Below are 10,711 nucleotides of genomic sequence, written 5' to 3'. Positions count from 1 at the left end.
AACCGCCCCGTTCCAGGTCAGCTTGGGTGGATAGCTTCTCCCGCGAAACGGGAGAGTCAGATGGCCGAAAGTCAGCCGCGTAAGTTCAAGAGCGAGATCACCCTCGAAGCCTACATGCGCCGTCACGAGCTCTCACAGATATTGCAGATGCTGGTGTCGGCTGGTGTCATCGACCGATCAGACGCGACCGGAACGCTTGAAGCGCTCGCGAAAACATGCCGAGAAACGCCTGTAGAGCCTCCCGTGGAAGATCACAAAGAAGCTCTAGCACTTGCCTACGAAGCTCTTGCTGATGGCGTTGTATGATCGCGTCCTCGGTATCGAGGAGGTAATTCATCAGGAGTTGATCACGAACATTGTTCTGCATGTGGTTCTCCAAATTAAAAAAGGCGGCCCGTCAGGACCGCCTCTGCCTGGCGTAAGGCTCGTCGGCCAATCTGCTCCTACCTCAAAGGGGGCAGGTGCGTATGGCGCGAAAATCAAAGACCGTTGGCCTTTTCGACATCCCAGTCGAGTTTCCCTGCCCGCAATGCGGCAATCCAATCCAGGTGAAACTGACTCGGATGGAGCGTCGACCGCTCGATCTTGTGTGTCGGACCTGTTCCCGAGAGTTCCATCCGACCGAAGAAGAGAAGGTCCGGGCGCTCGTCAAATACGGCGAGAAACTTGTCGCGCTGCGCGCTGCGCTCGGCGGCAGGTAGCCGGTCGAGAACCTCGCATAGATCCGCCATCGCGCGGTCCACCGGCGAGTTGTCGATGATCATGTCCGTTTCTCCAGTGGATCGCGATTCTCGATCGACCGCCTCTTGCCACGTCGCCGCGATGTGCCAATATCTTCTGAAGGAGGAACCGACGATGCTCAGGATTTCAGTGATTGCAGGAGCGCTGCTGCTGGCCGGACCGGCATGGGCGGACCTCACGGCGGAGGCTGTAGAAGACTGGTCCTACGAGTTCTGCGGCGAAAAGGCCGGGACGAACGTCGTTGCGCTCCATGGCTTGGAATACCCGGACGCTCGCGATTCGCTGCGGAAAATGGGCTGGGAGCCGATCATCAACACTCACCCCTTTGAACTAGATCAATCTCGCTCGCCGGGCGCAGGGGCTGAACTGGATACGTGCAGCGCTGATGGATATTGCCGGATGAACATGCTTTCCAGCAACGAAAAGGACGTACTCAGGATCATCACTTACGGAGGCGATGTGGAGTCGATTTTCCTCGTCTGCCGCCCGACCGTCTAGAGCGCATAGGGGACTGTGTTCGGCGTACCGGACCGCCCCCATTTTTCTTCCGGCGTCGGCCGCGGCGTCGGATCGTTGAACGCCAGGTATTTCTCCCCGAACCGCACCGATGGCGTTGGCGTTGGTGCGCCAGCCGTCTCGCGCGGCGCATCCCCGAATGTTGATCCGCTGGGTGGTTCGCTGTTGCCGCCGGCGTTCGGATCGAAGCCCTTCAAGCTTTCCTTGAGATCGAACTGGTTTGTGTCACGGAACGCCAGCGCCATATCGCCGACGCCGGGCAGGCCGAGGAATGGCGCCGCCAGCCCGTAGACCGATGCGGCCGTGCCGAGGCCAGGGATCATGCCGACGCCGACGTCGATCGCGCCCGCGAGGACCTTGTCGGGGAGGGAGCGTTCGGCGACGGCGCGCGGCGCCTGCGTTGGTGTCGGAACGGAACTCGCCGCCGAGGTTGGTGTTGGCACGCCGGGGGCTCCGAGATACGTCGTTGCAAACCGCTGTGATCGCGGCGCCGAGGTCGGCCTAGGAACCGCGGGCACGCCCGCGACCTTCGGCGCGTTCGGGACGTGGCGCGGCGCCTCCTTCACGGCCGGTGCCGGGTTGACTTGACGGCCCATCGGATCGCGGTAGCCGGCGACGTTCTCTTGCGGGGTTAGCGCGAATGCCGCCTCGTCCGGCGTGAGCTTGTACTTGTCCGCATATGCCGCGACGGCGGCGGGATCGACGCCGCGTCGCGCGGCGGCCTCGCGGATCTCCGCACTGACCGGTGCGTTGCTGGGCGTGATCGGCGCTGCGACCGGGGCCGAAATAGTTTCGAGCGCGGCCGTCCGGCTGGTTGGTGTCGGAATGTCGGTGCGGCCATCAACAGACGATCGCGCCGTCGGGACCGGGCCGGTCTCGGGCAGGCTGGCGACGCGACTGGTTTTGCCGGCGGCTCCGCCCCTGTTCGGCGTGACGGCGCCGGTCGACGTCAAGGCTTTCGCTGCGCCCAGCGTTTCGCTGTACGGAACGCTCGACTTATTGCCCGCGACGCCATCGTAGTAGCTTCGGCCGGTGCTTGCGGAGATGCCGGCCCATTCCATCGCCAACTGATCGGCGAAGCGATCGTCTTCGATCTTCCCGTTCCTGGTGGACCGGTTCGCACGGTTCTGAACGAGATCCTGCGCGAGATAGTCCTGGGTTGCCGGCGTGAACTTGGTGTCGAGGCTCAGGCCGGTGCGGGCGGCTGCCTCACCGATTTGCGTCTTGCCGATCTGGTATGCGCCGACATAGGTTCGATCGGCTTTGTATCCCTTGCCATTGCTGCCGTCCTGCGCCTCCTGCCAGCCCATTACCTCGCCGATCGTCATGTCGGTGAGATCGTCGCGGAATGGCTTGCTGTAGGAACTGGTGTATCCGACCGACTTGTAGCCGTGCTGGCGGGATTCGGCGCCGCGGATCATCCCAAGAGTATCCTGCCAGGCGCCGTGCTTCGCCATCGACTGATCTTCGACGGCGCGGGGCGTGGTGGCCTGCTTCGACGCGCGAAGGCTCGTCATGGAGGCATCTTCGGCGGCGCGGGGTGACGTGGCCCGAACACCGGCGCGCATGGCGGTCATCGACGTGTCTTCCGCCGCCCGCGCCTGCGATGCGAAGCCGAGACCGTAGTTGCGGGCGCTCTTGGCGCGCTGCTCGCCGAGCGTCTTCATGCTCGTATCTTCGGCCGCGCGCGCTCGGGAAGCAAAGCCCAGCCCGTAATCGCGCGTCGTGCTGCCGAGCCGGTCCGCGACGTTCGCCTCTTGCGCCGGCGTCATCGCCGTGCGCCCGCGCGTGGTCCCGAGACGATCAGTCTTTCCGGCCGCCGAGCGGGAGGCGCCACTGATCCGGTCTGCGACGTTCGCGGCCGTCGATGGGGACATCATGCTGCGGCTGCCGACGCGCGTATCGCCAAGCCGGTCCGCGACGTTGCGCTCGAGGGACGGCGCCATGAGGCTTGGGCCGCGCCGCGTATCGCCGAGGCGGTCCGCAAGATTGGATTCCTGCGCCGGAGATAGCCCGGTTCGTCCCGCCGCAAGGCCACTTCCGACACGGCCGCTCTTGGTGGATCTTTCTCCGAGGCGATCGGAGAGGTTGGATTCCTGCGCGGGAGACAAGGCGGTCTTGCCGCCGGTGTCGCTTAGGCTGCGGCCAGTCGAGGCCGAGACGGCGCCGCTAAGCCGGCCGGCGAGGTTGGATTCCTGCGCTGGTGAGAGGTTCGACTTACCGCCGGTGTCCCGGCTGCCGGAGCGACTGGATCTGCCGGAGCGGCTGGCGCTGCTGGACGACGAGCCGCCGCCGAGACGATCAGAGAGATTGGCTTCCTGCGAACGCGAGAGGGTCGATCGGCTGTCGCTGCTGATCCGGCTCGATTTACCGGAGCTACCGCCCTTGGTGGTCGACCGGCTGCTCGACGATTGCCGTCCGACGCTTGAGCCGTCATAGCCGCCGCCCGCCGTGTTGCCGCGTCCTGAGCTGCGGTTGCCGGAATCGCGACTGTCGCTGCGGTTGGATCTGGACGACGACGACGATCGGCTCCCGCTGCTCGACGACTGGCGTCCGACGCTCGAACCTCCGTAACCACCGCCGGGCGTATCGCCACGACCGGAACTGGAGCCGCCGCTTGGATCACTGGCGCCGCTGCCACCTGGGCCGACGCCGCCGCCGCGCGAGCCGCCGCCGTGGCCGTGGCCGCCGCTGTTGGATGATCCAGACCGGCCGCTGCTGCTCGACTTGCCGCTGCTGCTGCCTGAGCCGGAAGAGCCGCGAGATTCGCCGCCGCCAGGCGAAGATGACCGGCCGCCGCTGTTCGTGCTCGTGTCGCCGCGCTGGCCGCCCGTGCCGCTGCGGGAATCGCCAAGACCATGGGCGACCATCGCCCAAAGGCTCCATCGAATGTCACCAGTGTAGTTCATGGGAGCCTCCCGGCGTCAGACATGAAAAACCCGTCGCGCTTGTCGGCGGGCGGGCGTTCTGCGGTTGGGGGGCAGGCTCTAATTGGCGATATTATACTTGACACACCAGACCGCTAAGGTAGCCTGACCGCTCCCCAATGGAGGAGTTAAAGGCCATGCGAAGACCAGTTTTTGGCAAGCCTCTAAAGACGAAGCGTGTTCCTGCGTATCAGCCCAAGAATCCCTCCGAAGCGGCGCGCAACAAGCAGCAGGCCGTAAGCGCCATAGGCGACGGGCTTTGTCTCACCCTCACCTACCACGGGTATCATCGAGTCGTTGAAGTCCACACCGTAGGCACCACGACCGCAGGCCGGCCAGCCATGAGCGCTTTTCAGGTGGATGGTCAGAGTGAGACGCCGCCCGTCCCCGACTGGGGCCTCTTCTGCTTCGACGAGTGCTTCAATGTTGCGCTGTCGAATATCCCATCGTCCGCCCCGCGCCCCGATTACAAGAAGAGGGCGAAACAGTTCCGCCTCATCGATCGGGAGGTCTAAACCGCAGTCGCACGGGCCTGGGAGAAACGCGGGGCCATCGTTGACGGCACAATCGGATACGTGCATGGCAAACCTACAAATGATCTATCTACTGGCTGAGACGGGGATTGAGGGATGACTGATTGGCCCGCGATAGCGACGCAAATTACTGCCACTCTTGCGATACTCAAGCAGACCAGCGGCCTTGTTAAAGACGTAGCCCCGCTTGTGCAGAACTCCGAAGCGAAGGAGAAGCTGAACGAAGTGCGCGAAAAACTTCTGACGGCCAGTGAGCGGGTTAACGATCTGCGAGCGATCAATAACGAAATAGTAAATAGGAATCTGGAACTCGAAGGCGAAGTTCGACAGATCAAAGAATTTCTCTCGAAGAGAGATAGCTATGTTCCACACAAGCTGGGAAGGGGCGCGTTCGTGTATGTGGCGGAAAATAATGCCGCAAACCCGGAACAAGCGCCATGGTATTGTCAGCACTGTTTTGAGGTCGAACATAGAATCTCTCCGATGAGCTACCAAAGGGCAGCGGAGCGGCGCTTAGCTATTTTTGGGTGTCAAAGCTGCGGGGCTACGATTGAGGATTACCCGGCACAATAAAAGCCCGCCTATTTAGCGGGCTTCGTGGCCTTCGTCGATTTCTCGTCTTTCGGCGGTGGCGCCTTCGCGATGCGCTCTAGCGTTGCATCGAAGCGCGCTTCGCCGTTATCTGTTTCCAGATCGCGAGCCGCCTCGCGGAACTTGTCGATTTGGTTCTTATGCTCGTCCTGCTTGGCCATACTTCGCCTCTGCAAATCTCGCGTCGTGAATTATCGTCGTGTCGCCCGCAATCTCATACAACAGCGTCACGGTCGGCTGCTTAATTGAACGCGCGCCTTCATAGGTAAAGGTTCGCGTCATGCCGCTATCCGTCACCGGAACTCCAGCGGTAGGATCGTGCATCACAACATAAACCGCCGCTTCCCACGCCCTAAATGCGTCTTCCCAAATCTCGACTGCATCATCGAGTGCCCTCTGGGCTATCGGCTGTTCAATAAGATGCACTAAGGAAGGCTCAGCTCCCTAGCTCGCGTCCTGGCCCAGGCAAGCTCCTCCTGGTTCGGCTCACGTACCCGTTGCGCAAGTATGGAGACAAATGGAAGTTTTTCGCCTGTCTGCGCGATCTCCCATCCGTAATCGTGAGATTCATCACTTATGGACGTGGCTGTATGGTCCTCGTCAATATGTTTGATCCACCAGTCGATTTCAGCCCGCTCGTAGCCCTCGAAAACATTGGGGTCAGGAGGGGCCATAGAGCGAAAACTCCATGCTTCGCCTCGGAATGATGGAAGCTTTTTCTGGCTGATTAGACCCGCGCGCGCCAACTCGTTGCGGACAATGATTCCGTCTCGCGGAATCGGCCCGTGCTCTTGCCGGATGTAAGGCGCACCAGTGATAGAACGGCCCTTCAAGACGAAGCAGCGCGCATCCGAAAACCACGCAATCTTGTAAAGCTTTGTCGCCCCAAAATTCGGGCGCGAGCCGGCTTTCCAGATCACGTAGTGAACTAGAGCCTTCAGCTTTTCGCGGTCGTATGCACGGTCTGCCATTGTCTTACATCGGCGCGGGATTAGTCAGCGAGCGCCCGGATGACGCCGCTTCGTTCATGCGTGTTCACGATATAATAGACGCCGACCCTTAACACCAATCAAGGTCCGGTGCGCCCGCTCGCTATCATCGCAGCCGAGCCTTACCCGATTGTTATAGCGGAAATCGAACTCCGCGAGATAGCGGTGCAGGTGGCGCTTGCCGCAGTGCTGATAGACGCCCTTCATGCCGCGCTTGAAGATCGAGAAATAGCCCTCGATCGTGTTCGTGTGGACCGCCGCGTCCTCAAGGTTCACATATTCGCCAATGCCGTGGCGGGTGAAGCCGTGACCCTCGAAATGGGCGCCGATGTTCCGATACTGGCCGGCCTCGTCGGTCATGATGCGCGCTTCCTTGGCGATGTTCTCGCGAAGGATCGGCGTCAGGGTTTCGGCCTTGAGGTTGTCGACCACCATGCTGCGAGCCTGACCGCTGGCACGGTCGACCAGCGACAGTACCTTGTGCTTGTGGTGGTAGCCGCGACCCTTCTTGACGCCCTTGGGCTTCACCGAACGGTCATGTCCGATAAACGTCTCGTCCACTTCCACGATCGCGCCCGCGCCGCCCATCGGGGTGAACTCGCCCGAGCGCATCGCCTCACGAATGCGGTGCGACAGAAACCATGCCGATTTGAGCGTGATTTCCAGAACGCGGTGAAGCTGATTGGAACTGATGCCCTTCTTGCTGGAGGTCATCAGGTGGATTGCCTGAAGCCATTTGCTCAAGGGGATATGCGAGGACTCAAAGATCGTGCCGACGCGCACCGTGAACTGCTTACGGCATTCGGCGCACTTTCGCAGGCCGTGGCGGACCTTGCCCGTTTTGCCCGTCACGTCCTTGAGTTCGTAGATCTTGCCGACGTTGCCGCAGTGAGGGCAATTCGCGCCTTCCGGCCACAACACGCTTTCGACATGGGCGAAGGCGGCAGCTTCATCGTGAAAGTAGGGACGGGACAGAACGGACATGGGTCTAACTCCTTGATGCTGTTGTCGCATCAAAGGGCGTGGTGTGTCAAGTATAATATCGCCTTTTGTAAGCCCCTCGCGGCCCTGGCCTTGGCGCAACTGCGTCCATCGCCTCAGCAAAGTCTGTCATCGACCACAGTGTATCGGAAATGCCAGCCGCCATCGCCGGCGACATTTTCAGCGTCTTGTGAATGCGGATGAAATTGTACCAGACGGTGTAGAGCGAAACCATGTGCATGTGGTTCTCGAACTTTTTCGAGAAGGCGTTCGTCAGCCGCGTGAACCGGCGCATTTGCATCCGCATGGTGAGGTTCTGCCGTTCCACATAGGAGGTGCTGACGTGGGCAATGTCGGGATCGCCTTCGATCCGGTCCTTGCGCGCTCCGATGCACTCGGCAGGGCTGTAGCGGCGTTGCGGTCCTTCCGGCGCCTTGCCGTACAGCTTCACCAGCATCGCATAATCAACATCGGCACCGAATGCCCCCTCGACCGCCTCAAGGTACGCCCGATGGCCGTCAGTGGTGAGTTGGACGCGATTGGCGAGACGGTCGCGAAGATCGTCCATGAACGCCATTGCATATTCGCTGTCACGACCGCCAACGAGGTAGGAGACGATCAGCTTGCTATCCGCGTCGAGCGCCGTCCACGTCCAAGTGTCGCCAGCCTCTTCCGGGGCTGACTTTGCCGTGCGGACGTTCTTCGCCTTGGCATAGGTGAAGGACCAAATCTCGTCGCACTGGATACGCGAGGCGGTGACACCCCGGACCTTCTCGTCATGGAAGGTCGCGGCGAATTTGCCCGCGTCCACAAGCAGCTTTGACACCGTGTTGATGGACACGTCGCAGACGCGAGAGATCGAACGCATGGACGATCCCTCGCACAGCATGTTGAGGATTTGGACGCGGGTTTTGAGGGGCAGCTTGTTCATGCCCCTAATATGTGAACTTTTATGCTTAGTGTCCAGCATGGAATTCAACTGATTTCACGCAGCTCTGGGCGGCCTGCTTGCCTTGCCGGTGGTAATGGGTCGCTGGTCAACCCAAACACAAGGTTCTCAAGTTCCTCAGATGGGAGGTGAAGGTCGGCAGCAATCCGATGTTTTGGTATCTTCTCGCTCCAAAGCGCTCTAAATACCTCTTTCCAAACTACTGACTCTTCGCGTGGCAAAGTATTTGGCTCTTTATTTCGGTAGTTTCGCTCATTCATTTGAATGCAGAATGTGCGATACTGCCAATCGCTGAGTATCCCCATTTTGTGCAGTCGATAGGCAAGTGCTGCCGTTGATACACCCCAGCGTTTCTTCGGGTTTAAGAGATCATCAAGCCTTGCTACCGAAGGCAAGCGAGACCTGATGTCAGATTCGGGCATCAAAAACGAAGACGCGAAACTGTTGGCCTCGATTTCTGCTTCCCGCCCCTGCTGCGGCCCGCCATGCCGATGCAAAACTAGGTGCGCCAGCTCATGCGCTGCGTCGAGCCGGCTCCGCTCGGCCGACTTAAATGTGTTCAGGAATATGTAGGGAACGTCATTTCGCCAGCAGGAAAAGGCGTCCACGTTCTTGGTGTTCTCCGCGAGAGAAAAGACACGAACTCCTTTTGCCTCCAGCAGCTTGATCATATTGCTGATCGGCTGCTCGCCCAACCCCCAAACTTCACGGATCGTTCGCGCTGCCGCTGCTGGGTTACGCTCGTGTGCCAAGTCGATCAGGGTTGGCTCTGGTAAGTTGAATCTCTCAGAGATGTAGTCGGAGAGCAGATATGCAAAAGAACCCGACGCAAGTGCCGCATCACGCTCACGAGCGGTCATGGTCGTCAGGCTACGAAAGCTGGCCGCGTCCTTGGTGACTTCATCAATATCGTTCCCGAAAAAGAAATCTCGTGGAAAGCGGAGAGTAGCCGCGATCGCGTCGACCGTTTCGGACGAAGGTTCGTTTTTCTCGCCCTCAAGGCGAGTGACTGTGACCGGGGACATACCGATCAGTTGGGCGAATCCTCTACTGGTGAGCCGCCGCCGTTTACGGGCGAGGCTCATTCTTTGTCCGCTGAACATAGCCGCTACTTCTTGCGTGTGACGCTGATCTCGAAATCCTGACCAGGCATTCCGTCGTCAACGTTCTTGGGCATTATGCTGGCCCATTCGCCCGGCTTAATGATGTAGATGCGTTCGTTGAATTCTTTGAACTGCTTATCCTCGATACTCCTCGGAAATGACAGTTCTGCTCGCACATCATCGCCGTTGATGTACACGTAGAGATACCAGAGGGAAGCGTTCTCACGTGAGTGCCGCTCCTGCTCTTCGGCTTCGAATTCAGCAAACAAATTCATTTGCCCTAAATCAACAGCCCTCGCGGCAGCTGGGCCTTTCTCAGAAATTGCCTTTGGGCTGCGGTTGTCTTCACAGGCACTATCAGAATTCTGAAAAACGATCTTCATCCCAGTTTTCGGATTATATGTAGCCTCTATGTTCCCAGCGCGATCAATCTGCCAGCCTTTGAGGCGAAGCACGTCTCGCAAAGCGCCAGTGCCGTGGATGTATGAAAGCTGTCCAGCGGCATTCAATGGGAAGTTCAGGACGAAGCTCGCCTTGGCTGCCACCGCGCGCTTAACGACTTCGATGAATTCACTAGCCGTCAGACCAAGGTGATCGAGACGCGAACCGACTTCATAGTCCTGCGATAGGATACGGGTAGCGGTCACGGGCTGGCTCCATGTTAATTTTTCGGACCTCATTTGTGGCCGAAAAAATTAACATGGTCAACTGTGATGTCATCTCTTCCACCGGCTTTCCGCAGCTTTCTTTGCAATCTCGGCCCGCCGCTCCGGCGTCATGTTCCTCGCCCGAGCGGCGCCACCCTTGCGGCCCATCTCCTGAGCGGCCTTGTCCTTGCCGTCGTCGGTGACGGTTTCCTCTTCCTCACCGGTCGCAATGCGCATGACGCGGACGGCATTACCGATCACGTCGGCGGGGCGCTTTTCGCCTTTAGGTCCGGTGGGCATTCAGCTATCTCGCTTAGGGTAGAGTGCATTGGAAGCCGCTTCCGCGAACGTGTCGCCAACGGCCATATCTTCGATGATTTCGCGTTCGCTTGGCGTGACAAATCCCACCCGCCAATTCGTTGTGAACTTCAAAATGGTGAGGTGCCCGTCGAAGTCGCGGTTAGCCACCTCTATCAAGCGGCCCCAGATATCGATGTCTTCATCGGACATGATCAACCTCCTATGCTTTACGCCAAGCATATAGGAAGCGAGCGGCCAGCGCGATAAGGGGCGGCTCAAATTTCAGATTTCAAACTGAGACACTACCGAACCCGCGAACCCGCGAAGGGAATGGTCGAGTAGCTAATCCATTCGGCTTCGCCCTCACAGATCCGGGCATGCGGCTTTCCCGCACCCGGCTCCTCCCGGAAGTAACCCGCATTAAGCTGCTCGTG

At 59.7% G+C, this 10,711-nt stretch carries 15 protein-coding genes; 5 read left to right on the top strand and 10 right to left on the bottom strand.

All coding sequences use genetic code 11. The annotated features are described in order from the left end of the window. Positions 1–60 precede the first annotated feature (60 nt). Positions 61–306 carry a hypothetical protein gene (locus VSX60_RS08705; protein WP_327623764.1) on the top strand — a complete coding sequence of 82 codons (246 nt, stop codon included), beginning with the start codon at positions 61–63 and terminating at the stop codon, positions 304–306. Positions 307–479: 173 nt separating this feature from the next. Here the strand turns inward: VSX60_RS08705 and VSX60_RS08700 are convergent, their stop codons facing one another. Further along, the gene (locus VSX60_RS08700) at positions 480–764 is read right to left on the bottom strand and encodes a hypothetical protein (RefSeq protein ID WP_327623763.1); all 285 of its coding nucleotides are present in this window, start codon (positions 762–764) and stop codon (positions 480–482) included. Between VSX60_RS08700 and VSX60_RS08695 the strand changes: the two genes are divergently transcribed. Beyond that, a complete protein-coding gene (locus VSX60_RS08695) occupies positions 757–1,239 on the top strand; it encodes a hypothetical protein (protein ID WP_327623762.1) in 483 nt (160 codons plus the stop codon). The two genes, VSX60_RS08700 and VSX60_RS08695, sit on opposite strands and share 8 nt — an antisense overlap. Here the strand turns inward: VSX60_RS08695 and VSX60_RS08690 are convergent. Continuing rightward, on the bottom strand, positions 1,236–2,585 hold the full coding sequence (locus tag VSX60_RS08690) for a hypothetical protein (RefSeq protein ID WP_327623761.1): 1,350 nt from the start codon (positions 2,583–2,585) through the stop codon (positions 1,236–1,238). The genes VSX60_RS08695 and VSX60_RS08690 overlap by 4 nt on opposite strands. Positions 2,586–3,483: 898 nt before the next feature. Between VSX60_RS08690 and VSX60_RS08685 the strand changes: the two genes are divergently transcribed. From VSX60_RS08685 to VSX60_RS08675, 3 genes are all read left to right on the top strand, one after another. Further along, complete coding sequence (locus VSX60_RS08685; protein WP_327623760.1) at positions 3,484–3,696, top strand: hypothetical protein; 213 nt, start codon at positions 3,484–3,486, stop codon at positions 3,694–3,696. 607 nt (positions 3,697–4,303) lie between these two features. Next, positions 4,304–4,699, top strand: a complete 396-nt coding sequence (locus VSX60_RS08680) for a hypothetical protein (protein WP_327623759.1) — start codon at positions 4,304–4,306, stop codon at positions 4,697–4,699. A 114-nt stretch (positions 4,700–4,813) separates the two neighbouring features. Continuing rightward, positions 4,814–5,290, top strand: coding sequence for a hypothetical protein (locus VSX60_RS08675; RefSeq protein WP_327623758.1), 477 nt, complete (start codon positions 4,814–4,816; stop codon positions 5,288–5,290). Between the two features lie 8 nt (positions 5,291–5,298). On the opposite strand, the gene VSX60_RS08670 is transcribed toward VSX60_RS08675, so the two are convergent. From VSX60_RS08670 to VSX60_RS08635, 8 genes are all read right to left on the bottom strand, one after another. Further along, entirely contained in the window at positions 5,299–5,469 is a 171-nt protein-coding gene (locus VSX60_RS08670; RefSeq protein ID WP_327623757.1) for a DNA-binding protein, read from the bottom strand. A gap of 264 nt (positions 5,470–5,733) precedes the next feature. Continuing rightward, on the bottom strand, positions 5,734–6,279 hold the full coding sequence (locus VSX60_RS08665; RefSeq protein ID WP_327623756.1) for a Panacea domain-containing protein: 546 nt from the start codon (positions 6,277–6,279) through the stop codon (positions 5,734–5,736). Between the two features lie 54 nt (positions 6,280–6,333). Next, the gene (locus tag VSX60_RS08660; RefSeq protein ID WP_327623755.1) at positions 6,334–7,281 is read right to left on the bottom strand and encodes an IS1595 family transposase; all 948 of its coding nucleotides are present in this window, start codon (positions 7,279–7,281) and stop codon (positions 6,334–6,336) included. A gap of 46 nt (positions 7,282–7,327) precedes the next feature. Further along, the gene (locus tag VSX60_RS08655; RefSeq protein ID WP_327623754.1) at positions 7,328–8,209 is read right to left on the bottom strand and encodes an IS1 family transposase; all 882 of its coding nucleotides are present in this window, start codon (positions 8,207–8,209) and stop codon (positions 7,328–7,330) included. Between the two features lie 44 nt (positions 8,210–8,253). Further along, positions 8,254–9,312: a helix-turn-helix domain-containing protein gene (locus tag VSX60_RS08650; RefSeq protein WP_327623753.1), complete on the bottom strand. Its 1,059-nt coding sequence runs from the start codon at positions 9,310–9,312 to the stop codon at positions 8,254–8,256. 23 nt (positions 9,313–9,335) lie between these two features. After that, positions 9,336–9,977, bottom strand: a complete 642-nt coding sequence (locus tag VSX60_RS08645; RefSeq protein ID WP_327623752.1) for a hypothetical protein — start codon at positions 9,975–9,977, stop codon at positions 9,336–9,338. A 69-nt stretch (positions 9,978–10,046) separates the two neighbouring features. Continuing rightward, positions 10,047–10,277, bottom strand: coding sequence for an RNA-binding protein (locus VSX60_RS08640; RefSeq protein WP_327623751.1), 231 nt, complete (start codon positions 10,275–10,277; stop codon positions 10,047–10,049). After that, positions 10,278–10,487, bottom strand: a complete 210-nt coding sequence (locus VSX60_RS08635) for a hypothetical protein (RefSeq protein WP_327623750.1) — start codon at positions 10,485–10,487, stop codon at positions 10,278–10,280. Between the last annotated feature and the right edge of the window lie 224 nt (positions 10,488–10,711).

The organism is Aurantimonas sp. A3-2-R12 (assembly GCF_036016755.1).
Lineage (GTDB): Bacteria > Pseudomonadota > Alphaproteobacteria > Rhizobiales > Rhizobiaceae > Aurantimonas > Aurantimonas coralicida_A.
This window is presented reverse-complemented; position numbering and strand designations above follow the sequence as displayed.